The 22,773-nt window shown below is 59.7% G+C and carries 24 protein-coding genes; 5 read left to right on the top strand and 19 right to left on the bottom strand.

The annotated features are described in order from the left end of the window. The first annotated feature begins 134 nt into the window (after window positions 1-134). Window positions 135-2,108 carry a lytic transglycosylase domain-containing protein gene (locus ACR0E2_RS17900; protein WP_480447413.1) on the top strand — a complete coding sequence of 658 codons (1,974 nt, stop codon included), beginning with the start codon at window positions 135-137 and terminating at the stop codon, window positions 2,106-2,108. On the opposite strand, the gene ACR0E2_RS17895 is transcribed toward ACR0E2_RS17900, so the two are convergent. Together ACR0E2_RS17895 and mnmC2 are read right to left on the bottom strand one after the other, a co-directional pair. Then, on the bottom strand, window positions 2,082-2,951 hold the full coding sequence (locus ACR0E2_RS17895; RefSeq protein ID WP_171617232.1) for a DMT family transporter: 870 nt from the start codon (window positions 2,949-2,951) through the stop codon (window positions 2,082-2,084). The two genes, ACR0E2_RS17900 and ACR0E2_RS17895, sit on opposite strands and share 27 nt — an antisense overlap. Continuing rightward, the gene (mnmC2, locus tag ACR0E2_RS17890) at window positions 2,948-3,613 is read right to left on the bottom strand and encodes a tRNA (5-methylaminomethyl-2-thiouridine)(34)-methyltransferase MnmC2 (RefSeq protein ID WP_480447411.1); all 666 of its coding nucleotides are present in this window, start codon (window positions 3,611-3,613) and stop codon (window positions 2,948-2,950) included. The genes ACR0E2_RS17895 and mnmC2 overlap by 4 nt, the downstream gene beginning before the upstream one ends. 55 nt (window positions 3,614-3,668) lie before the next feature. On the opposite strand from mnmC2, the gene ACR0E2_RS17885 reads away from it, so the two are divergent. Continuing rightward, window positions 3,669-4,703 carry an NAD(P)/FAD-dependent oxidoreductase gene (locus ACR0E2_RS17885; RefSeq protein WP_480447410.1) on the top strand — a complete coding sequence of 345 codons (1,035 nt, stop codon included), beginning with the start codon at window positions 3,669-3,671 and terminating at the stop codon, window positions 4,701-4,703. Here the strand turns inward: ACR0E2_RS17885 and ACR0E2_RS17880 are convergent. The 4 genes from ACR0E2_RS17880 to ACR0E2_RS17865 all read right to left on the bottom strand — a co-directional run bounded on the left by ACR0E2_RS17880 (window position 4,695) and on the right by ACR0E2_RS17865 (window position 7,667). Further along, entirely contained in the window at window positions 4,695-5,486 is a 792-nt protein-coding gene (locus ACR0E2_RS17880) for an HTD2 family dehydratase (protein WP_480447409.1), read from the bottom strand. The two genes, ACR0E2_RS17885 and ACR0E2_RS17880, sit on opposite strands and share 9 nt — an antisense overlap. Window positions 5,487-5,501: 15 nt before the next feature. Beyond that, window positions 5,502-6,044, bottom strand: a complete 543-nt coding sequence (locus ACR0E2_RS17875; RefSeq protein WP_171119885.1) for an NADPH-dependent FMN reductase — start codon at window positions 6,042-6,044, stop codon at window positions 5,502-5,504. A gap of 132 nt (window positions 6,045-6,176) precedes the next feature. Further along, a complete protein-coding gene (locus ACR0E2_RS17870; protein WP_152459228.1) occupies window positions 6,177-6,848 on the bottom strand; it encodes a YiaD family glycine zipper/OmpA-like lipoprotein in 672 nt (223 codons plus the stop codon). Between the two features lie 126 nt (window positions 6,849-6,974). Then, window positions 6,975-7,667, bottom strand: coding sequence for a helix-turn-helix transcriptional regulator (locus ACR0E2_RS17865; RefSeq protein WP_480447408.1), 693 nt, complete (start codon window positions 7,665-7,667; stop codon window positions 6,975-6,977). 106 nt (window positions 7,668-7,773) lie between these two features. On the opposite strand from ACR0E2_RS17865, the gene ACR0E2_RS17860 reads away from it, so the two are divergent. Beyond that, window positions 7,774-7,965: a hypothetical protein gene (locus tag ACR0E2_RS17860; RefSeq protein WP_480447407.1), complete on the top strand. Its 192-nt coding sequence runs from the start codon at window positions 7,774-7,776 to the stop codon at window positions 7,963-7,965. 2 nt (window positions 7,966-7,967) lie between these two features. Here the strand turns inward: ACR0E2_RS17860 and ACR0E2_RS17855 are convergent, their stop codons facing one another. Then, window positions 7,968-8,615: an RluA family pseudouridine synthase gene (locus tag ACR0E2_RS17855; RefSeq protein ID WP_480447405.1), complete on the bottom strand. Its 648-nt coding sequence runs from the start codon at window positions 8,613-8,615 to the stop codon at window positions 7,968-7,970. Between the two features lie 96 nt (window positions 8,616-8,711). Between ACR0E2_RS17855 and ACR0E2_RS17850 the strand changes: the two genes are divergently transcribed. After that, the gene (locus ACR0E2_RS17850; protein ID WP_152459232.1) at window positions 8,712-9,122 is read left to right on the top strand and encodes a nuclear transport factor 2 family protein; all 411 of its coding nucleotides are present in this window, start codon (window positions 8,712-8,714) and stop codon (window positions 9,120-9,122) included. A 2-nt stretch (window positions 9,123-9,124) separates the two neighbouring features. Beyond that, window positions 9,125-9,835 (top strand): SGNH/GDSL hydrolase family protein, encoded by a 711-nt coding sequence (locus ACR0E2_RS17845; protein WP_480447404.1) that lies wholly within the window; start codon window positions 9,125-9,127, stop codon window positions 9,833-9,835. Here the strand turns inward: ACR0E2_RS17845 and rarD are convergent. From rarD to ACR0E2_RS17785, 12 genes are all read right to left on the bottom strand, one after another. Beyond that, entirely contained in the window at window positions 9,826-10,731 is a 906-nt protein-coding gene (gene rarD, locus ACR0E2_RS17840) for an EamA family transporter RarD (protein WP_480447403.1), read from the bottom strand. The genes ACR0E2_RS17845 and rarD overlap by 10 nt on opposite strands. 262 nt (window positions 10,732-10,993) lie before the next feature. Further along, window positions 10,994-13,447, bottom strand: coding sequence for a GcvT family protein (locus tag ACR0E2_RS17835; protein WP_480447402.1), 2,454 nt, complete (start codon window positions 13,445-13,447; stop codon window positions 10,994-10,996). An 89-nt stretch (window positions 13,448-13,536) separates the two neighbouring features. Next, window positions 13,537-14,514 carry a GlxA family transcriptional regulator gene (locus ACR0E2_RS17830; RefSeq protein WP_480447401.1) on the bottom strand — a complete coding sequence of 326 codons (978 nt, stop codon included), beginning with the start codon at window positions 14,512-14,514 and terminating at the stop codon, window positions 13,537-13,539. A 5-nt stretch (window positions 14,515-14,519) separates the two neighbouring features. Further along, entirely contained in the window at window positions 14,520-15,413 is an 894-nt protein-coding gene (locus ACR0E2_RS17825; protein WP_480447400.1) for a homocysteine S-methyltransferase family protein, read from the bottom strand. An 11-nt stretch (window positions 15,414-15,424) separates the two neighbouring features. Further along, window positions 15,425-16,477, bottom strand: coding sequence for an alcohol dehydrogenase family protein (locus tag ACR0E2_RS17820; protein WP_480447398.1), 1,053 nt, complete (start codon window positions 16,475-16,477; stop codon window positions 15,425-15,427). Window positions 16,478-16,489: 12 nt separating this feature from the next. Next, window positions 16,490-16,966 (bottom strand): cupin domain-containing protein, encoded by a 477-nt coding sequence (locus ACR0E2_RS17815; protein ID WP_480447397.1) that lies wholly within the window; start codon window positions 16,964-16,966, stop codon window positions 16,490-16,492. A 16-nt stretch (window positions 16,967-16,982) separates the two neighbouring features. After that, on the bottom strand, window positions 16,983-19,430 hold the full coding sequence (locus tag ACR0E2_RS17810; protein ID WP_480447396.1) for a GcvT family protein: 2,448 nt from the start codon (window positions 19,428-19,430) through the stop codon (window positions 16,983-16,985). Between the two features lie 15 nt (window positions 19,431-19,445). Continuing rightward, window positions 19,446-19,826 carry a GFA family protein gene (locus ACR0E2_RS17805; protein WP_480447395.1) on the bottom strand — a complete coding sequence of 127 codons (381 nt, stop codon included), beginning with the start codon at window positions 19,824-19,826 and terminating at the stop codon, window positions 19,446-19,448. A gap of 4 nt (window positions 19,827-19,830) precedes the next feature. Then, window positions 19,831-20,454 carry a LysE family translocator gene (locus tag ACR0E2_RS17800; RefSeq protein WP_480447394.1) on the bottom strand — a complete coding sequence of 208 codons (624 nt, stop codon included), beginning with the start codon at window positions 20,452-20,454 and terminating at the stop codon, window positions 19,831-19,833. Further along, window positions 20,454-21,023, bottom strand: a complete 570-nt coding sequence (locus ACR0E2_RS17795) for a helix-turn-helix domain-containing protein (RefSeq protein ID WP_480447393.1) — start codon at window positions 21,021-21,023, stop codon at window positions 20,454-20,456. Before ACR0E2_RS17795 ends, ACR0E2_RS17800 begins: the two co-directional genes overlap by 1 nt. A gap of 333 nt (window positions 21,024-21,356) precedes the next feature. Beyond that, on the bottom strand, window positions 21,357-22,106 hold the full coding sequence (locus ACR0E2_RS17790) for a hypothetical protein (protein ID WP_152459244.1): 750 nt from the start codon (window positions 22,104-22,106) through the stop codon (window positions 21,357-21,359). A 141-nt stretch (window positions 22,107-22,247) separates the two neighbouring features. Continuing rightward, a complete protein-coding gene (locus tag ACR0E2_RS17785; RefSeq protein ID WP_480447392.1) occupies window positions 22,248-22,703 on the bottom strand; it encodes a GAF domain-containing protein in 456 nt (151 codons plus the stop codon). Between the last annotated feature and the right edge of the window lie 70 nt (window positions 22,704-22,773).

Genomic DNA, 22,773 nt, shown 5'->3' with positions numbered 1-22,773 from the left:
GACACGCTCCTTCAAGGTGCATTTTGCAGTTTTTACGCCGCGGTTCCTCACGTTTCCAGCTTTGTGAGTTGATCCCAGCGACGCACGGTTTATCCTCACAGGCTCTATCCTCGGTTGGTTGGGAAATGCAAGGGATGACACGCTTTCTGGCACTGTTGACTGCTGTGATTCTGTATTCGGTGACTGCGACGCATTCAGCACGGGCAGATGCTGCTGCTGATTTGCGCGCTGGACTTAACGAAATACGCAAAGGCGACTGGAACGCAGCGTTGCGCGTATCCGGCCAGCGAGGTTCCGTATCGCGCGATATCATTGTCTGGCACTGGCTGCGCGAGGGCTTCGGCAGCTCTGGCGACGTGTTGGTGTTTCTCGAACGTCGCCCGGACTGGCCCGGGCTGGCATGGCTGCGCCGCAAGAGCGAGCCTGTTTTCACCGGTGCCGATCCAGACAGGGTTCTGAAATTCTATGCCGGCATGCCGCCTCAGACGGCAGAGGGCGCGTTGAACTTTGCCGTCGCCCTGAAAGCCAAGGGACGTATCGGAGAGGCGGAGGCCGACATTGTGACCGCTTGGCGCACCATGCCAATGGGTTCGGGTCTGCAAAAAAGTTATCTGGAGAACTTTGCCAAACTTCTGAAGCCGCATCACGCGGCGCGCTTGGACAGAATGCTGTGGGACGGTCATCTTGTAAGCGCCGGGCAGATGTTGCCTTTGGTCGGTTCGGACGAACGCAAACTGGCCGAAGCGCGCATAGCATTGCAGAAACGCCAACCCGGTGTGGACACCAAGGTGGCAGCAGTTCCCAAGTCTCTGGCGGATGCGCCCGGGCTGGCCTTCGATCGTTTTGTCTGGCGCGACAAGAAAGAACTGGATGACAGCGCCGTCGATCTGATGCTGGCACGCTCTACCGGGCCTGACGCACTGGGTGAGCCTGACAAATGGGCGGAGGGACGGCGCCGTCTTGCACGGCTTGAGATGCGATCGGGCCGTGCGGCGCGCGCATATGACGTGGCCGCCAATCATCACATGACCCCCGAAATGGGTTACGGCTATGCCGATCTTGAATGGCTGGCCGGTTTTCTGGCGCTTCGCAAACTGAACGATCCTGCCACCGCCGTTCGCCACTTCCAGAACTTTTCGGACGCCGTGAAATCTCCGATCTCGAAAGGCCGTGGTGGCTATTGGCTTGGGCGCGCTTACGCGGCATTGGGTGACGCGGACAAGGCGTATGACGCCTATGCAATGGGGGCCGATTACCAGACCTCATTCTACGGTCTGTTGGCCGCAGAACGGATCGGACGACCGTTTGATGCGGAACTGGCCAATCCGCGTCGCGCGCCGCATTGGCGGCAGGCGGAGTTTGCCGATTCCAGCGTTTTGGAGGCCGGATTGCTGTTGTTGAAAGCCGGAGAAGCAAACCTGTCCGAGCGGTTCCTGACCCATCTGGTCGAAAGCCTTGATCCAGTGCAGGCCAATCAATTGGGCGACCTGGTTATCGAACTGAAACAGCCGCATCTGGCCGTGATGATCGCCAAGCGGGCGGCGACCACGGGAACCGTTTTACCCGCAGCCTATTACCCGGTCCATCCAGTGGCAGATATGCGATTGCCGATGGCCAAGGAAATGACATTGGCCATCGCGCGTCGCGAAAGCGAGTTCGACCCGGTCGTCGTCAGCGGTGCGGGCGCGCGCGGCCTGATGCAGGTAATGCCCGCCACGGCCAAGTTGGTTGCGGGCGAGCTGGGCATTCTCAGCGGCCATCAGACGGGACGTTTGACCACGGACTGGCAATACAACGCAAAGCTTGGGGCCAACTATCTTTCTGGTCTGGCGGCCGATTTCAACGGCAACGTTGTGATGATGGCGGCGGGGTACAATGCGGGGCCAAGGCGCCCGATCTCGTGGATGGAACGCTATGGTGATCCACGCACAGGCGAGGTCGATATCGTCGACTGGATCGAGACGATCCCGTTCAGCGAAACGCGGAACTACGTGATGCGCGTGACCGAAAGCCTGCCGGTCTACCGTGCCCGCCTGGGGCAACCCGCCCTTCCGATTCCGTTCTCGCAGGAGCTGATCGGATCATCTCTGGCGGCGTTCGCGCCATAAGGTGAACAAACCTGCGGCTACGACGATGGTTGCGCCCGCCACGACTTCGGGGCGCAACGTTTCGCCAAAGATCGAAATACCCAGGATCGCGCTCCAAACCAGGTGGAAATATGCAAAGGGTTGAACCGCACTGGCTTCGGCCACTTCGTAGCACTTGATCAGCAACCAATGCCCGAACACCCCACTGACGCAAAGCAGCGCCATCCAGAGCCAGTCGTCGTGCGCCATCGGCTCCCAGAACCACATGCCAAACACGGTCATCGCCACGGCACCGGCGACACCGGTCCAGAAAAAGCTGGTCGCCGCGCTGTCCTGGCGGGCGACATATCGCGTCAAAAGACCATAGATCGCAAACAGCAATGCAGAAATCAAAGGTATGACAGCCCACGGGTTGAAGACCCCGGCGCCCGGTTGCAGGATGATCAGAACGCCGATGCAGCCGACACCGATCGCAGCCCATCGCCGCCATCCGACCTTTTCGCCCAGCACCGGCCCGCTCAGCGCGGCGACAAGCAAAGGATAACAGATGAAAACCGCCATACTGTCGATCAGGCCAAGGACCGTAAAGCCGAACACCGCAATGCAGATCTCGGCCGCCAGCAACAAGCCCCGCACGATCTGCAAACCCAACTGACTTGTCTTTGTGGCCGCCTTCAGCCCACCGGGGGCCCGCGCGGCCAGAGCGATGACAAAAGCCGCAAAGAACCAATAGCGGATCATGACCACCATGTAGGTGTTGTAGGTTCCGGCCAGATGGCGCGAGATACCGTCCTGCAACGCAAAGACAATTGTCGCGCCCACCATCAAAGCGATGCCCGCGCCGACATTGTTCTTCTGGGTCATGCTTTGTGTGCCCGTGTCATGTGCCGCTTGCGACCATAGCCGGGCATGCGGGTTACGTTGAAACCTGCACTCTCAAGTCCCCGGCGCACGAAACCCGCGGCCGTATACGTGGCCGCTGTACCGCCTTTGACAGTGTGGTTTGCCACGTCCTGCAACAGGTCCGCGCCCCACAATTCAGGGTTCTTGGCTGGTGAAAACCCGTCGAGAAACCAGGCATCTGCCATTCCGTCCCAGTTCGGCAATGTCCTGCGCGCATCGCCGATCACCACCTCAAACCGAAGCGAATCCAACACACATGTGCGTCCTGTCCAATGCGCCAGAAACCGACTGCTCCACGGATGCAATTCAGGAAAGGCCCCAAGCGCGCGCTGCATGTCTTCCGGCGCCAAGGGAAAGGCTTCGAAACTAGTAAAGCGCAATGGCCCTTTCTGACCGGATGCCTCCCATTCCGACCAGGCGGTCAGCAGGTTCAGGCCGGTGCCGAAACCCAACTCGGCAATATGAAACCCCGGTGCAAACCGCGCAGGCAAATCATTTCCCGCCAGAAACACATGGCGCGTCTCTTCCAGCCCGTTCTGAAACGAGTAATATGGGTCGTCGAAGCGGTGCGAGACCGGTATCTGATCTTCGGTCCACGTCAATTCGGCGCGCTGGTCTGCCATTGGGGAATCCTGTAGCTAAGCGGCGCGACACTGAACAAGGAAAAGGGAATTGGCAATGGTCGATGTGACGGTTCGCGGCGCAGGAATTTTCGGCCTGTCCATCGCCTGGATTTGTGCGCGCCGCGGTGCGAAAGTGCAGGTTGTCGATCCGTCCGGTCCCGGCGCCGGGTCCAGCGGAGGTCTGGTCGGCGCATTGGCCCCGCATGTGCCGGAAAACTGGAACGCCAAGAAAGCATTTCAGTTCGACAGTCTGATCATGGCTGAACCCTTCTGGCGACAGATCGAAGACACTGGCGGGGTTTCACCCGGCTATGGCCGGCTGGGCCGCCTGCAGCCGATCCCGGACGCGCGTGGTCTGGAACTGGCCCGCCAGCGCGAAGGCACCGCAGATGAGCTTTGGCAAGGTCGGGCGGAATGGCGTGTCATCACCACGGCCCAAGCGGGTTCTTGGTGCCCACCCAGCCCCACAGGCTTTGTCATTCGCGATACGCTGACGGCACGAATGCACCCCCGGCGGGCCTGTGCCGCGCTGGTCGCAGCCCTGGAGGTCATGGGCGTTCACATTGTCAATGAAGCCGAGGACAAGGGGCAGGTCGTCCACGCCACGGGCCTTGCAGGATTGCAGGAACTGAACGACGCCTACGGCAAGACCGTCGGAAATGGTGTCAAAGGGCAGGCCGCCCTGTTGCGCTTCGACGCGGGGGAAGTGCCACAACTATTCGCCGACGCGATTCACATTGTCCCGCATGCTGACGGAACACTTGCGATCGGATCGACCTCGGAACGGGATTATGAGGACCCGACCAGCACGGACGAAGCTCTGGACGACGTGATAGACCGCGCTACGCGCGTCCTGCCCCTGTTGCACGGGGCCGAGGTGATCGAACGTTGGGCCGGTGTGCGCCCGCGCAGCAAAAGCCGTGCGCCGATGTTGGGCGCCCATCCCCTGCATCAGGGGCAGTTCATCGCCAATGGCGGGTTCAAGATCGGTTTCGGCATGGCACCCAAAATCGCCGAGGTCATGGCCGATCTTATGCTGGAAGATCGGGATACGATCCCTGATGAGTTCCGGCCCGAAACCTCATTGTGACTGCGCGACGGCTTGCATGCATTGCCGCCCGTCAGGGCCGCGCACCCACATGTTTTCACCCCTCCGGTACAACTGGGCCGTTTCGAAATGCATCAATGGTGAAGTCGCGCGGAACGAAAACGAGGCGAGCGGACCGATCAGGTCAACCGCGAAAAGCATCAGAAGCTGCGCCAGAAGCGGCCCGTGCACGACCAGCCCGCCATATCCTTCCACATCGCGCGCATAGTCCAGATCATAGTGAATACGGTGGCCATTGAAGGTCAGGGCCGAGTATCGAAACAACAACGTTGAATCGAACCCGACTTCGCGGGAATCGGTCTCATCAGTGCGCGCTGTGGGCGGTTGGGGCATTTCAGCATCCGGCGCAGGATCTTCGCGATAGACAAGATCCTGCCATTCTGTCACGCACAACTGACCGTTCTGCCAGATCTCGTGCCGCAAAGTGACAAAGCCCAACGGGCCGGACCGCCCCACCTTGGCGCTTTGACTTTCAAGAACCGATTTCTTTTCGGCGGTGATCCCTGCGATCAGAGGAGCGTGAAAGGTCAACCGCCCGCCAGCCCACATTCTGCGCGGCAACCCCATATCCGGGATCAAGCCCCCAACCTTGGGATGCCCATCCCGGCCCAATTCGTCAGCCGGTTGCGGGGTCCAGAAATAGAGCTGATGGAAGAAGGGCGGCAACTCCGAACCGCTGGCGATCGTTGGCACACCACCCAGCGCGACCTGAAATGCGGCCGCGCGGGCCGGATCCAAGAGATCGGTCTGTCGCCCTTGCGTCATTTGCCTGACCCGCGATCAGAAACCGGCCTCGGCCCGGAGTTTCTGCATCAAGTCATGCAAAGACTTTTCGTACCGGTCCGAACGCAGCTTTCCCTGATCGTCGAATTCGTTCGAACTGTTCGCCAGATGGATTTCGGGCCCCTGAAGGATGCGCGGCTGAAATGGAACCATACAGGCCCGCAGGATCATCTGCGCCCGTTCCCCGCCTGCACGACCAGCGGCCGCCGACATTACCGCAACCGGTTTGTCGGCCCATGGATTGCCTTGCGTTCGGCTGACCCAATCCAGCGCGTTCTTCAGAACACCCGATGGGCCCTTGTTGTACTCAGGTGTCGAGATGATCACCGCATCGGCTTGTGCGATCTGATTGGCCAGCGTATGAACCGCCTCGGGAATCCCTTCTCCGTCTTCCAGATCACCATCGTAGAGGGGCAGGTTCAAATCCGCTTCGACAAAGCTTGCCGGATCGAACAACCGTGCCGCCTCGCGCAGAAGCTTGCGGTTGGTCGCGTTCTGGCGCAGGGACCCGGACAGGCCAAGAAGGGTCGGTTGGGACATCGGGAAAACTCCGTTTCTGTGTTTCCCGCAAGTTAGACCGAGATCACCCCGATCCAAACCCCATTTGACGCACAGTCATTGCGCAATCCGAGCCGCCCATTGGGCGGCCCCGCTGTTCACGCCGCGCAGTGGTTACGCGTTTCCGCTGGGCACCACGACAATCTCGACACGCCGGTTTTGCGATTTTCCTTCGGGCGTCAGGTTGGACGCGACAGGGTTGTTTTCGCCCTGCCCGATCGTGCGAATGCGGTTATAGCTGACACCGTTGGCCTGAAGGATATCGGCCACGGCATTCGCGCGACGCTCTGACAGGCCCTGATTGTAGGTTGCGTCGCCGTCGCTGTCAGTGTGCCCGATGATCTGCACGTTCGAATTCGGGTAGTTGACCAGGTTCTGGCCCACTTTCACCAGATCAGACCGCAACGCCGGGCGCACGGTCGAACTGTCGGTGTCAAAGGTGATGTCATTCGGGACCGTCACAATCAGGCGATCGCCTGCGTTGACGATTGTAATTCCGTCATTCGCCAGCTGTTGACGCAGCTCCGCAGCCTGCTTGTCCAGTTGATTGCCGATCACGCCGCCCCCGGCAGCACCGATTGCAGCACCGGCCAGCGCGCCCAGACCGGGGTTCGAATTATTGGCAATCGCCCCGATTCCAGCGCCGACCAGCCCACCCAGAACGGCGCCCTGTTTGGCGTTCTGGTTCGGGTCGTCTTGTACTGTCAGCGTCCCCGGGTCGGTACAGGCCGCCAACACAAGGGCTGAACACAAACCTGTGGCCACGAAAAACTTGGAAATCGTCATGATATCACCTTCTGCTCCAGCACCCGTTATTCGGGCGTGCTTCGTTTTCCTCAGTATATCACCGTGCAGGCTTGGCGGCTCAAGCAACAATGCGGTGAAGTCGGCGAATACCCGCCAAACACGTATTCAAACCGCTTCAACGAACGTTTCTGCATTCTGCTGTTCCTGCCAGAGCTCGCGCAACGACCTGCTTTGTCCTGAAAAGCTATCTTCGGTGCATTCACTGGACCAGATACGGTCGGTGCGGAAATGGCGAAACCCGTTGCGCAATTCGCACCAGCCTGCCAGCATCGTGCATTCGATGTGATAGATCAGCGCCAAAGGGCGCACGACCCGAATCGTGCGTTCGCCTTCGCCATCTTCATAGGTGATACGGATTTTCCGCTCTGCCCTGATGGCTTCGCGGTAATGCGCGATCGAAACGCAACCCTTGTTTGGATCATCCGCCGGGGCACCCCATGGGGCAACCTGCAACCAATCCGCTGGGCAATGCAGCGCGTCGATCTTCTGGCATATCCGGCTGGCGGCCCTTTGCAGGTGACTGTCGCCGGTACGCGCAAGAAGAGACAGGCCGACCCACAAGGCTTCAACCTCTTCTGCATCGAAATTGAGCGGCGGCAGATCATAGCCGCGCCGCATCACGTACCCGATACCGGCCTCACCTTCGATGGGCGTCCGTTGCGCCTGCAACTCGCCAATATCCCGATAAACCGTGCGCACGGACACCTCCAACCTTGCGGCCAACGCCTCTGCCGTGACCGGAGCGCCCGCAGCCCGCAGGATCTGGATGATTTCAAACAATCGGGTCGAACGGCGCATTGCATCCTCCTGTCAACATGCTGACACCCTAGCACACCCCACTGACAAGAGGGTGTCAGGAGTGATGGGCCAGATTGGAATGGCATCGAAAGAAGGAGCACGAAAAATGCCTTACCTCGACACCCATGTCATGATGACACTCAGGCTGGGGCAATGGTCTCAGGACCATACTCTGCGCGCCTTCGAGATCGAGCGCGAAATCGCCATGGCCCGGCAGTGCAAGCAGCCCGTTTCACAGAAACGATCCAGACGATTTTCTTTGGGAAATCTGAAGATGCTCTGGACCAGCACGGCCTGAGATCAGAACTCGGGCCGGGCCCGAAACTTCATCGAAATCCCACCTTCCGGGTGTTTCAGACGCAGTTCTTCCGAATGCAGCATCAATCTGGGGAAGTCCAGCGCATCGCCCGTCGCATAGAATGGATCGCCCAGGATCGGGTGGCCCAGCGCCTGCATATGAACGCGAAGTTGATGAGACCGGCCCGTTTTGGGAAACAGACGCACACGCGTCGTATTGCCTTCGGTCTTCACGACACGCCAGTCCGTCACGGCAGGTTTGCCCGTCGTATGGCAAACCATCTGTCTGGGCCGGTTGGGCCAGTCCACGATCAGAGGCAAGTCCACGGTGCCGGTCTCAGGTTCCAGCTGCCCCCAGACACGGGCGACATAGGTTTTGCGGGTCTGACGCTGCTCGAATTGCATGCTCAGGTTGCGCTGCGCGTGCGGCGTCTGGGCAAAGACCATGACACCGGACGTGTCCCGATCCAGCCGGTGCACCAGCAGTGCTTGTGGAAATGCATCCTGCACCCGGGTCAACAGACAATCTGACAGATTCGCGCCCCGCCCCGGAACCGAAAGCAGGCCCGATGGTTTGTTCACCACGATCAGCTGTGCATCTTCATGCAACACATCCAGTGGGGTTTGAGGGGGTTCATAGGTGTCGCTCATGCAGGGTGCCTATCGCAGCTCGTGACCTCCCGCAACGTCGTCCTTGCATGCCCGCCCATGTTCGGTGACCTTCTCTTCAAAAGCGGAGGAGATGCCATGCACCCGACAATTGAACGCATGCAAGAGGTTGTCGCAAAGGGCGATGAGGCCTTGATCCATCAGCTCCTGGCCGAAGATGTGCAGTTCCTGCCACCCACATACTACAGCACCTGGACAGGGCGCGCACCGGTCGCTGCCGTTCTGGGGCATGTCGGGCAGGTGTTTTCAGATTTTCGTTATCGGCGCGTCATGGGCGACGGGAAAGACTGGGCATTGGAGTTTCAATGCAAAGTCGGTGATCTGGATGGTATCGGCGTGGATCTTGTTACGTTGAACGACGATGGGTTGATCCAGGTTTTCGAGGTCGTCATGCGCCCTTACAAAACGGTAGGTGCCTTGCGCGATGCAATGATGGCGCGGGTCATGACAGACGCTCGTTTTCTGGAATTCAAAAACGCGCTGAGCTGACAATGCCTCGTTCACTGGCTGCCGATCAGATTTTGCGGGTTCCGTTGCTTCCGGTGCTTGCCGCGCAGGGCCTATCGGTACGCAGGAACGCGCAGTTGCTGCCGGAACCAACTGGCCCGCGCGAAGGCCGCACAGGGCGCGGGCCGCGTCTGCGGCTTCTGATCACCGGTGACAGTTCGGCAGCCGGAGTAGGCGCAGGCACGCAGGATCAGGCATTATCCGGCCATCTGGTCAACTGTCTGGCCGGGCACTATGCGGTCGAATGGCGGCTGGAAGCGACAACAGGGCACACCACCCAGGACACGATCGACCGTCTTTCGCAAATGGAAGGCGAATTCGATGCTGTCGTTACGGCACTCGGCGTCAATGATGTCACCCGGGCTGTGACACGCCAGCAATTTGCGCGCCGCCAGACCCGCCTTATCCGCTTGCTTTCAGAAAACCTGGGGACTCGTCGCATCGTCGTAACCGCAGTCCCGCAGATGAACAGGTTTCCGGCCCTGCCTCAGCCGCTGGCCTGGGTGCTTGGACGCCAGGCTGCGCGCCTGGATCAAGGGTTGCAAGAGGTTGCGGCTGCATTTCCGCATGTTCAACACCTGCCACTCGACCTGCCGGACGACCCGGCATTGGCTGCACCGGATGGCTATCATCCCAGCCCCCGGGCGTATGCGCTTTGGGCGGATGCAGCCGCGCGCCTGTTGCTTCAGGCATGACCGCGAGCCTGCCGGATCATAGGGATCGAGTAAACGACCAGAGCCGCCCAGATCAGTGGGAATGCGATCATCCGGCCCGTGTCTATCTTCTCGCCGAACAGGGTTATCGCTGTAATGAAGATCATGGTCGGTGCGATGTATTGCAGGATGCCCATCGTGGACAGGCGCACCAGTTTGGCGCCGTTTGCATAGACCAACAACGGCAACGCCGTCACGACCCCTGCACAGGACAACAACAAGGTGTCCGACATCGCGACACCGAAATGACCAGTGCCCCGCACACCCAGAAAGGTGACATAGACCAGTGCCGGAATCAAAAGGATCAGGACCTCAAGCAGGAAACCCTGGTTCGGCCCAATCGGCAGCGAGCGCTTGAAGAACGCGTAGAATCCCCAACTGATCATCAACCCAAGAGCCGCCCAAGGCAACCGACCGGCTTCCACCACAAGTACCACCACACCCAGCGCGGCCAATCCGACCGCGAACAATTGTGTCCGTGTCAGGGGTTCCCTCAACAGGATTGCCCCCAGCGCGATACTGAACAGGGGGTTGATGTAATAACCCAACGCCGCATCCAGTGCGTTGCCCGTGGAAATGGCCCATACGTAAATCGCCCAGTTCACGGAAATAAGCGCTGCTGTCAAAGCGGCCATACCCAACATCTTAGGATTGCCAAGCGCGGCCTTCAGATCCCGGGTTCGGCCCAGGACAACCAGCAACAACCCGGCCACAGGCACTGACCAGATAACACGGTGCGCTACAACCTCAACCGCGCCCATATGATCCAGCGCTTTCATGTACAGAGGCAAGAACCCCCACAGGACATAGGCCGTGACTGCCAGCGCAAGCCCCTTTGGTGTGTCCGTGTTCTGTGAAGGTAGAAGCGTGTCTGCCACATCGGGTCTCCGGTTGATACCGGTTCGGTTTAAGGCAGAAATGAACGGGTTGAAAACTCTGAAAACAGTGAAGTGTCACATAACAATGTTTGATGAGTTGTCAAATCACGCTTTTTAGGTCAGGTCTGAAATGCGAGGCTCTGCCTCGCGCTCCGGGATATTTGTGGCCAGATGAACAAGGGACCCGCTCTTCATCTGGCCACAAATATCCCGGGGGAGTCGCCGAAGGCGGCGGGGGCAGCGCCCCCACCAAACCCCGTGGTCACACCTTCACCCGTTCGGATTTCGGGTCATACATCGGCTTGAGCGACGCCTCGGCCCGAACTTTCGTGCCACACACGTCGATTTCGTAGGTCGAGGCCAGAACGTCTGCGGCCTTCTCCCCTTCGCAGGGCACGTAACCCAAACCGATGGCGCCTCCCAGCGTGTGGCCATAGTTGCCCGAGCTGAGATAGCCCACATACTCGCCATCGCGGATGATCGGTTCATTGTGGAACAGCAGCGGCTCGGGATCGGTCAGGCGGAATTGAACCAGGCGCGATTTCGGCCCGCTTTCCTTGCGCGCGATCACCGCCTCGCGGCCGATGAAGTCGCAGCCCTTGTCCACCTTGACGGCAAAGCCCAGCCCCGCATCCACCACGTGATCCTCGCAGGTGATGTCATGGCCGAAATGGCGGAAACCTTTTTCGATCCGGCAGCTGTCCATCATGTGCATGCCACAGAGTTTCAGCCCCATGTCCTGCCCCGCATCGTGCAGCGTTTCAAAGACGTGGCCCGCCATGTCGGAAGAGACATAGATCTCCCATCCAAGCTCGCCCACATAGGTGACACGGTGGGCGCGGGCGAGGCCCATGCCGATCTCGATTTCCTGCGCGGTGCCGAAGGGGTTTGCCGCGTTGGTGAAATCGTTTGGCGAAACCTTTTCCAGCAAGGCCCGCGCATTCGGACCCATCACCGCCAGAACGCCTTCACCCACCGTGACATCGGTGATGACCACGTTGAAATCGCCCGAATGACGCATCATCCAGGTCTGGTCCGCCAGGCGCGTCGCCGCCGGGGTGACCACCAGATAGGCGGTCTCGGAAAGGCGGGTGACGGTGACATCTGCCTCGATCCCGCCGGAACGGTTCAGAAACTGCGTGTAGACGATCTTGCCATTGGGCACGGCATAGTCGCCGCCACCGACATAGTTCATGAACTTCTCGGCATCGGGGCCCTCGACCCGGATCTTGCCGAAGGAGGACATGTCGTACATGCCCACGTTTTCGCGCAAAGCGTGGTGTTCAGCGGTCGAGTTCTCGAACCAGTTCTGACGCTTCCAACTGTAGTTGTATTCGCGTTCCTGCCCTTCGTTGGCGAACCAATTGGCGCGCTCCCACCCGGCCAGTTCACCGAACACGGCACCGTGTTCATTCAGGTGGTGGTGGAATGGCGTCCGGCGCACGCCGCGCGCGGTGGCCTTTTGGCGATAGGGGTAGTGGTCGGCATAGAGCAGGCCCAGCGTTTCCTTGGACCGTTCGAAAAGATACTGTTTGTTGCCCTGGAAGGGTTGCATCCGGCTGATGTCCACATCGCCCAGGTCAAAGGGTTTTTCACCCGAATCCATCCACTCGGCCAGCGCCATGCCCGCGCCGCCCGCCGACTGGATCCCGATCGAGTTGAAGCCGGCGGCGACCCAGACATTGTCCATCTCGGGCGCAAGGCCAAGGTGATAGGCGTCGTCGGGCGTGAAGCTTTCAGGCCCGTTGAAGAAGGTGTGAATGCCTGCCTCGGCCAGCATTGGCATGCGGTTGCAGGCGGCCTCGAGGATCGGTTCGAAATGGTCGAAATCCTCGGGCAGTTGATCGAACTCGAAACTGTCTGGGATGCCCTCCATCGCCCAGGGCTTGGCGTTGGGCTCGAAGGCACCCAGCAGGATCTTGCCCGCATCCTCCTTGTAATAGGCGCATTCGTCCGGCACCCGCAGCACCGGCAGCTGGGTCAGGCCGTCGATGTTCTCGGTCACGATATAGAAGTGTTCGCAGGCGTGCAGCGGCACGTTGACGCCCGCCATGCGGCCAACTTCGTGCCCCCACATGCCGGCGCAGTTCACCACCATGTCGCATTCGATATGGCCCGAGGCGCTGCCGTCATCGGCCACCCAGTCCACGCCGGTCACGCGGCGCCCTTCCTTGACGATATCAGTGACCTTCACCCGTTCCTTGACGATGGCGCCGCGCTGGCGGGCGCCCTTGGCCAGAGCCAGCGCGATGTTGGCCGGATCACCCTGCCCGTCCAGCGGCAGATAGACCGCGCCCTTGACACCTTCAAGGTTGATATGCGGATAAAGCTCCTGCACGCGCTCATTCGAGATTTCTTCGACCTCGACGCCAAACGCCCGCGCCATCGCAGCCTGACGATAGATTTCCTCTTTGCGTTCCTCGGTCAGCGCCACGGTGATCGACCCGCAGCGCTTGAAGCCCGTGGCGACACCGGTTTCCTCTTCCAGCGCGCCATACAGCTCCTGGCTGTACTTCGCCAGCTTGGTCATGTTCGCGGTGGCGCGCAGCTGCGCGATCAGACCCGCCGCATGCCATGTGGTGCCCGAGGTGAGCTGCTTGCGTTCAAGCAACACGACGTCTTTCCAACCCTTCTTGGTCAAATGATAAGCGACCGAGCATCCGATGACGCCACCGCCGATGATGACCGCTCGGGCCTTGCTGGGAAGATCAACCATCCTGAAATCTCCGCTGTGTCAGGTTTGGCGTAGGTTGCCACGGAAGATCGACAACAAATGCACCAAAAGCGTCACGAAATCCGCAGTTTTCACCGATGTGATGCCGCTCGCTTTTGCCGACGTACGACAAAGGGCGTGACCCCGAAGAAGCTTTTGTAAACAGACGAAAACCCGTTCGGAAAACCACAGGCCAAACCAATTTCGCGTACGCTCATCGTGGTGTTCAGCAACAGGTTATTTGCCTTGGCCAGTCGCATTTCCCGGTAGAATCCGTTGGGAGTGGTTCCAAAAAAGGTTTTGAACTTACGCTCGAGGGACCGGTTCGACAGGTGCAGCGATTCGACGATCTGATTGATCGGCAGAGGGTCTTCGATATTGGCTTTCATAAGCTTTATGCACTGATCCAGCTTCGAATCGCCTGTCGCCGTCAACTTGGCGCCCGAAAATGGCTGCATCGAAGCGAAATCGCGGATGTTCTCATGCAGCATGATGTCGGCCACGGTCATCTTCGCAGGCCCCGAGATATGGCGCCCGATCACCGCCAAGGCGATATCCGTCGTGGCCTCCATCCCGGCACATGTCACAACCGCGCCCTGTTCGGTTGCGATCGACAGTTTGGCTTCGAACCGGGCGCCGCGTTCCCGCAGAAACGATGCGTTTTCCCAATGGGTTGCCAGGTCGGCCGTTCCCTGCTCGTCGATATAGCGGCTGGCGGCTTCGGCCAGCAGGAACACCTTGGCGTCCCGGAAGGTATAGTCCGACACCACCCGCCCCAACGACAAATCCGGATGGTCCGGGTCTGAATTGCCGATTACGAACAGGTAATCCGCCCTTGGCTGTGACGGCACCGCTTCTGTTTGAACCACGGCGTCACTGCTGCTGGCAATCGGGCCACCTTTGAGCGAGCGATAGGTGAAGGTGAACGGAGGGCTTGGGCATACGCGGTTGGCCAGTCTCAACACCTCAACCAACGACGCCAGCTCCAACAGCACGAAACCCGGCGCGACAAGGATGTCGAAATGCCGGATGGCCTGTTTTGGAGCGTCCGAAGTAGATTTTGCCGCCATTTTCTTCAAACGATGTTGTGACCGGCGGCCCGCAACCGGTTCGCCAGTTCTTCGATATGATTCGGCCCGATTTCGCAGCATCCGCCAACAATCGTTGCCCCCTGATCTATCCACCGCATCACCTGATCCGCATAAGCCCTGGGGCCAAGGTCATGACGTTCTTGCAGGGCATCCACGGTCGGCGCATCCTGAAGGAAATCATCCGAAATATGCGTGAAGCCATTGGCGTAGGCCCCAAAGGGCCGATTCATGCCGGACAGAACTTCCAGCGCCGCCGGGATCGCCTCGGGGCACGAACAATTGATCAACACGGCATCGGGCGAAAACTCCTTCACCAACGGAGCAATGTCCGCCAAAGGTTCGCCGGACCTGAGAAGGCTGCCATCGTCATCATTGACTGACAGAGACAGCCAAACCGGTTTTTCGCATCCGACCGTGCCACGCAATGCGCCCTCGGCCTCTTGCACCGAGGACACGGTCTCGATCAAAAACAGATCGACCCGCGCGGCCATCATGGCCACAAGTTCGGCGAACTTTTCGGCCGCATCCGCAGGGTCCGGGTTAAGGTCGGGGCGATATGAAGCGAGCAATGGCCCCAGTGCACCCGCAATCCGCCCCCCGGTTGCCGCGCGGGCAAGTTCGGCCTGTGTCAGGGCGGTGTCGATCAGGGTAGGCATATGATCCTCCATCCCCACCCGCACCAGACGAGAGCGATGGACGGCATAAGTATTGGTTGTCGCGACCGTCGCACCCCGGCTGAAATAATCGCGGTGCACTTCCGCGACCAAATCGGGGTGATCAATCATCACGCGCGTCGACCACAGCGGTGTCGCCTGATCGCCACTGCGTTTTACCAGTTCCTGCCCGATAGAGCCGTCCAAAAGAGTGATATCTGCCATGTCATTACTCCTCAGGGCACCAATACCAGTTTTCCCGGAAGGGTCTTCGATTGAAAGTCAGCCTGTGCAATACCAATATCCTTCAACGGATAGGTCCGGGAAACCAGTGGCTTGATCCGTCCGGTATTCACCAGTTCAACAAGACGGTCAAAGACTTCGAGCGCCTGGTGCGTGCACCCATGTATGGTGATGTCGCGCAGATATATGTCCCGCAGATCAGCTTCGACAATCGGGCCTGCTATTGCCCCCGAAACGGCATAGTGCCCGCCGGATTTCAGGGAAAGGATCAGCGATGGCCAGGCCGGGCCACCCACAACGTCGATCACCACATCGAACATATCCTGCGGAAGCGGGTCGTTCCGATCAAACGTATTCTCGGCCCCCTGGGATTTCACGATCTCGGCTTTCGTGCCCGCTGTTACAGCCCAAACCGACGCCCCGCGCAGGGCGGCCAGTTGCACCGCCGCCAACCCGACGCCACCCGAGGCGCCGGTGATCAGCACCTTGTGCCCGGCCGTCACGCCTGCGCGGGTCAGCAGGTTCTCCGCCGTCCCGAAGGCGCAAGGAATGGCGGCGATTTCCACATCCGAAAGGGGCGACGCGCTGACGTCATAGAGATCATCGGCTTCAACCAGACAATACTGCGCAAAAGCCCCGTCGATTTCGGAACCCAGCGCAATGAAGCCCTGCGGGTTTCCCGGGCGCGGGCGCGGCAGGTTTATCGGACAGGTCACGCGCTGACCCGGTTTGAAGGCAACACCCGGCCCAACCTGTTCCACGATGCCGCAAAGATCTCCGCCCTGAATGCGGGGAAAGTGCAATGCACCGCCCCAACCGCCCGCTTCGACCTTCTGATCAACGGCATCCGTCGCGCCGGTGACGTCCGAGGAATACCAACCGACCCGTGTGTTGATATCCGTGTTGTTCACGCCTGCGGCGGCGACCCGAACCAGAACTTGCCCTGCCCCGGGTTCAGGAACCGGGATATCATCTCGCCATTCCAGAACTTCGGGGCCACCGTGGCCCGTCAGATAGACACCGGACATCGTCTTTGGAGCATTCATTTCGCTGGCTTCTCAGGTCTGGTCGGCGGGATGGGGCGGAACCGGTCCCATCGGCACGATGTCATATCGGGCATTCAGGTCGGCCATCTTGGCCTCGTCCTCGAAATCCGCCGGGGTCATGGTTGCCAGTTCCGCAAGGAAACCATCAAACCCGGATGGTTGAAAGATCATGAGCATCCGTGCCGGTTTTTTGTCGGCAACCCGGCAGGCATGCGACACACCCGCCGGAACATGCATGGTGGTGCCCGGCGTGCACAGGTGCCAGTCTCCGTCGACATAGAAATCCACGGCGCCCTCCAGGAAATAGAACGTCTCGGCATGGCTGTCGTGGCGATGAAGGCCAAGCGCGAAGCTGGCCTTCAAGTTGTCTTCCATCAGTGTGTAGGCTCCGCCCGTGTCCTCACCGGAAACTTTCACGAAGGTATGGTCGTTTTCCCAGTCATAGTTGGGACCTTCACCAGGTCCCATCTTGGAATATCGCGGGCGCATGGGGGCCTCCTTTTTGTCAGGCGCGCAGCCGCTCGTTTGCGGGATCCCACAGCGGCTGATCCTCCTGTACCACGGCGCGGCACTTCTGGCCGTAGATTTCCACTTCGAGCTCGGTGCCCGGGTTGGCCAGATCGGCCTTGATCATGCCCAGCGCGATGGATTTGCCGACGCGGTACCCCCATGCGCCCGAAGTGGTCTCGCCCACGATCTGATCGCCCTGCCAGATGCAGGACATGTAAGGCGCATCGCAGTCACCGGCCTCGACGACCAGCGTAACGAAAGACTTCTTCACTCCACGCTGCTTTTCGGCCAGCAACGCGGCCTTGCCCGGGAAGTCCTGCGGCTTGTCGAACTTGATGAAGCGCTCCAGCCCACCTTCCAGCAGCGAGTAGTCGGTGCTCAGATCGCCCTTCCACGCGCGGTATCCCTTTTCGATGCGCAGGCTGTTCAGCGCATACATGCCAAACGGCTTGGCCCCGGCGGCGAGGATCGCGTCGTAGATCGCCGGCATGTGCTCGTTTAGCGCGTGCACCTCCCAGCCCAGTTCACCGGCGAAGGACACACGGATCAGGTGCGCGGGTTGCCCGGCCACGGTGGCGGCCTGATGGGTCAGCCAGCCCAACGAAAGGTCGGCATCGGTCAGACCCGACAGGATCTCGCGCGATTTCGGCCCGGTCACGATCAGCGTGTCGCGGGTGGTGGTCACGTCCTCGACGGTGACGCCCGCGGGCATCGCGTTCATCAGGATGTCGCGGTCGTGCCATTGCGCTGTGGCGGCGGTGATCATCACGAAATCATCCTCGCCCAGTCGCATGCAGGACATCTCGGTCAGGATGCGGCCACGGTCGTCAGCGACATAGACGAGGTTGATCCGCCCCACCTTGGGCAGACCACCGGTGATCAGCCCGCGCAGCGCCTCGGCCGCGCCTTCGCCCTTGACGACAAAGCGCGAGAAACCCGGCAGGTCGAGCACGCCGCAATGGTCGCGCACGGCCTCGCATTCTTCCTTGATCCGCTGCTCCCACGGGCCCGAGCGGCCCCAGGTGTGGGTGCTTTCCTCGGAGGTGTCATCGCCCGGTTGCGCGAACCAGTTGGCGCGCTCCCAGCCATTATAGGCGCCCATCACACCGCCCAGTTCCTTGACCTTGGCATGAACCGGCGACAGCTTCTTATCACGCGCGGCAGGCCATTCGTGATGCGGGAAGTGCATGGCGTATTCGTTGCCGTAAACTTCCATGCCCTTCTGGTTGCAGTAGTCCTGATCGGTGTAGTCGGTATAGCGGCGCGGATCGACGGCCCACATATCCCATTCGGTGGCGCCATCCACGATCCATTCGGCCAGTACCTTGCCCGCGCCGCCGCCCTGGGCGATGCCAAAGGTAAAGGTATGCGCTTCGAAGGCGTTCTTGACGCCGGGCATCGGACCGATCAGCGGCAGGCCATCGGGCGCATAGGGGATCGGGCCGTTGATCACGCGCCCTACGCCCGAGGTCGCCATCAGCGGCACCCGTTCCATCGCGTCGGTGACGATATCCTCGATCCGGTCCAGATCGTCGTTCCACAGCTGAAAGCTGAAGTCCTCGGGCATCGGGTCGTCCTCGGTCATCCAGTGCCCCTTGCAGTTGGGTTCGTAGGGGCCAAGGTTGAAGCCATGCTTTTCCTGCCGCAGGTAGTAGGAAATATCCACGTCGCGCAGCAGCGGCAGCTTGCCGCCGTTTTCCTTCGACCAGGCCTCGACCTCGGGGATCTCGTCAGTCAGCAGATACTGGTGGCTCATGACCATCGCTGGCACGGTACGGCCACCATAGGGCTTGAACCATTCACCCACACGCTGCGCGTAGTAGCCGGCGGCGTTGACGACATAGTCGCAGTCTATATCGCCCTTTTCGGTATGGACGGTCCAGGTGCCGTCGTCATGTTGGCTCACGCCTGTGGCAGGGCAGAACCGGATGATCTTCTGGCCCATGTCACGCGCGCCCTTGGCCAGCGCCTGCGTCAGCTGCGCCGGGTCGATGTCACCGTCGGTCGGGTCATACAGGACTCCCTCAAGATCATGAGTTTCCAGGAAAGGGTAGCGTTCCTTGGCCTGCTCCGGCGTCCACATCTCCATCGGAATTCCCTGATAGCGGCCCATCGACATGGCCCGCTGGAACTCCTGCATCCGTTCCTTGCTGTGCGCCAGACGGATCGACCCCGAAACATGGTAGTTCATCGGATAGTCGACCTCTTCGCCCAGACGCGAATACAGCTCGGTCGAATAGCGCTGCATGTTCATGATCGCCCACGAGGTCGAGAAGGTCGGAACGTTACCGGCCGCGTGCCAGGTCGAGCCTGCGGTCAGTTCGTTCTTTTCCAGCAGAACGCAGTCGGTCCAGCCTTTCTTGGCCAGATGATACAGCGAGGAAGCCCCCACCACACCGCCACCGATGATGACCACGCGGGCTTTTGTCGGAAAATCACTCATGTGTCTTGGTCCCTGTTACTTTGCCCGTTGGGGCAGATCGTCCGTGATGTCGTAATAGTCGCCCTTGTCAGCCACAAAGATGTGCCTCGAGAGCTTTTGGCCCGTGGGCGCATCGAACGCGCCCATGGAAATCGAGATCGTGTCCTCTTCGGTATGTTGCCAAAAGAGAAATGAGCCGCATTTGCTGCAAAACCCGCGCCGTGCGATGTCTGATGCGCGAAACCAGTTCAGCGTGTCGCGGGCCGAGAAACTCAGGTTGTCCTGATGGGTCGTGGTCGAGGCCCAGACATGGCCGGATTGCTTTCGGCACTGCCCGCAATGGCAGGCTGAAGGCGGAGAAAGGTCTCCGTCGATGGTGAAAGCAACTGAACCGCAAAGGCAGGACCCTCTGTACATAAGACTACCCCCTTGCCGCGGGTGCGGAACTGGTTCCCAGCAACACGCCGTAGATGATGAAACAGGCCGCCATCACCCGGCGCACCCATGTGTTGAACACTGCGCCCAGCGCCGCCTTGCCCATCAAAGCGCCCAACACGGTAAAACCGGTATAGCTGAGCGTTGTGATGAAAAGTGCGGTTGGCATGATCACGACCATCTGTTGCCAGATCGGCACGTCCGGCTGCACGAATTGCGAAAACGCGGCCAGATAGCCCGCGACGCTTTTTGGGTTGATCGTGGCCACTGCCAGCGCGTGCAGATAAACGTGCCGGGCCGGGCGTTCCGAGACCGGAGCGGGCTTTGTTGCGTTCATCCATCCCCGCACGCCCAACCAGATCAGAAAGCCCGCGCCGACCAGCTTGGCCACGAAAAATCCGGTCGGAGAAGCGGCAATCAGGGCCGTCACCCCCAGCGCGGACAGGATCAAAAACATGCTGGCCTGCGTCAGTATGGCCAATACACCCATCATGGCCCTTGGAAACGGCAGGCTCATCCCGTTCGAGATGCAGTTGACCGCGTTCGGCCCCGGTGTGGTGACGAATACCACCCAGAACAGCGCGAATATGGTCCAGGCCTCGAAGCTCATCAGTACACCGGCGGAGCAATGACCCAGATGGCCACGGCGGGTTCGTCATAGGGGTTGGCCCATTGATAAGGCTCATGTTTGATCCGAAAACTGTCACCCGGCCCCACCAGGAATTCACGTGACCCGATCGTCAGGTTCAATCGACCTGAAATCATATAGCCCACTTCCTGCGTCGGGCGGTTGGCCGGCGTCTGCATCCGTGATTTAGGCTCGAACGTGGAATGCACCATTTCGAAATCATCGGTCAGATCCGGCGACAGCAACTCTTCGATCAGCCCTTCTTCGTTCGACCCCATCGGGCGACGCGACCCAGCGCGCACAACGTAGCCCAATTCGTTCGCAGGGGCGGCTGAATGCGCAAACAGCATCGACATTGGCACGCCAAGGCATTCTGCAATCTGGCGCAGGTCCGAGATTGAAGGCTCGGACAAATCGCGCTCGACCTGGCTCAACCAACCGACAGAGCGATCCAGCCGAGTTGCAATCTCGGTCAGGGTCAACCCTCGGGCCTTGCGCAAGGCCCTCAGGTCAGCACCAAGGGTCGCGCTTTGGGGGGCTTGGCTGTTCACAGGCCACTCCGAATCTCGTGAAATTCTTTCCTCATTTTTCACGATGGAGCAAGCTGGTGAAATTTCCAAGCATTTTTTCACGCTCGGTTTCATTTGGGTGTCGATCATCATCGTGTGCGAAAGACAGAATTGAGGACCAGCAGGCGCACAGGCCCCTGAAACACCAGAAAAACCGCAGGGGTGCAGCAGCCGAATTTCAGTTTTTTCCGTACAAGGACTTCATTTCAAAAAGACAGCACATATCGCTCCCCCGTGGCGCTGCGGCGACATGGGAAAACCTTCGCGACAGAGACAGATCTGGAAAAGCCTGAATCGTGCAAAGCCCGCCTGGCTTTAGAGTTGAAGGCCGGCAAAAACCTTCACTTCATCCAACACATGTTGAGGCCAACGACGGGTGAAACTGTCGGCGATCGTTTCACGCTTTTCCGGCTCCAGCCCGGCAAGCAAGCTGGGAAAGCGGCGGCGATTTCTGGGCAGCGTCCACATTTCGATGCCGTTTTCGAAACAGTAACGGGCAAAACGCACGTCGACGAACTTCTCGCTGCCTTCCATGTATTCCAGTGTCGGGAACAGCGACCCGGACACCATAACGGTTCCGGTTCCCAGCTGGTGTACCCTGGTCGAGTAGGTCAGCCGTTGGTTCATACGCAACAACGTGCGCTGCCGTATCGACCTGGGCGTCGGGTTTGTGAACGTCGTGGCATGATAGCCGAAGACACGTTTTTCCAGTCCGACCCCCCGCGCCCGGCGTATGGTCTGACGGACATAGTTGTCCGCATATTCGATATCATCGTCGGCCAGAAAAACGGTATCTGCCGGATCCGGCTGGAAAATGAACTTGCCGACATCCTTGTAATCCCGGTCAGGGATCACGGCGGTGACGTTGTCGAACTCGCCCAGAAAATCGGGAATTTCCTGATATTCGTTCAGGCAGATGAAAACCCTGTCGACCTGATGCGCGATGCTTGCCACCGAATGGGGCAATACGCCGATGCGATCCGGGAATGTCGCCATATGGGCGCGTCTGATCCCTTTTGGAGGCGCTTCATCCGCGACCGTCGGATTGATGTCAGACTCTTGCATCCCTGAGAAACACCCCAAAACGAAACTTCGCTATGGATTTTGATAGGAGATCGCTTCGAAGCCTGCAAGACGAAGTCAGCCGGGCCGTTCAATCGCCCGGGAATCCCTTGGGTTGATGCACATCCGCAACGACCGCAGCGGTCAGAGCCCGGCAAACACGGCGGTCAAAATGCCTTCCAGATTTTGCGCATCCTGTTGCGTGAAAGCATCCGGCTGGTCGCTGTCAATGTCAAAAACGGCGATGACTTTTCCCGACGAATCCCGCACGGGCAGAACCAGTTCGGACCGGGTTGAGCTGGCGCAGGCGATGTGACCCGGAAACGCATCGACATCCGGCACCAGTTGCGTTTTGCCCGTTCTTGCGGCTGCACCGCAGACGCCCCGTTCGAACGGGATGACCAAACAACCATGCCCACCCTGATAGGGCCCGATCTTCAGAACGCCCGGTTCGGTGACACGGTAAAACCCGGTCCAGTCGAAACGATCGTCGGAATGGTGAACCTCGCAGGCGACAGTGGCCATAAGAGCAACCTGGTCCGTTTCGCCTTCGGTCAGGGCCGCGATGGTTTTGGCAAGCGTTTCATAATCGGCAGTCATTGATTGCAACCCCTTCGGATGGTCGGGGGCACGGCCCCCGAACCCCCGGAGTATTTGGAAAAAGATGAAG

The organism is Ruegeria sp. A4, from assembly GCF_056543025.1.
This window is presented reverse-complemented; position numbering and strand designations above follow the sequence as displayed.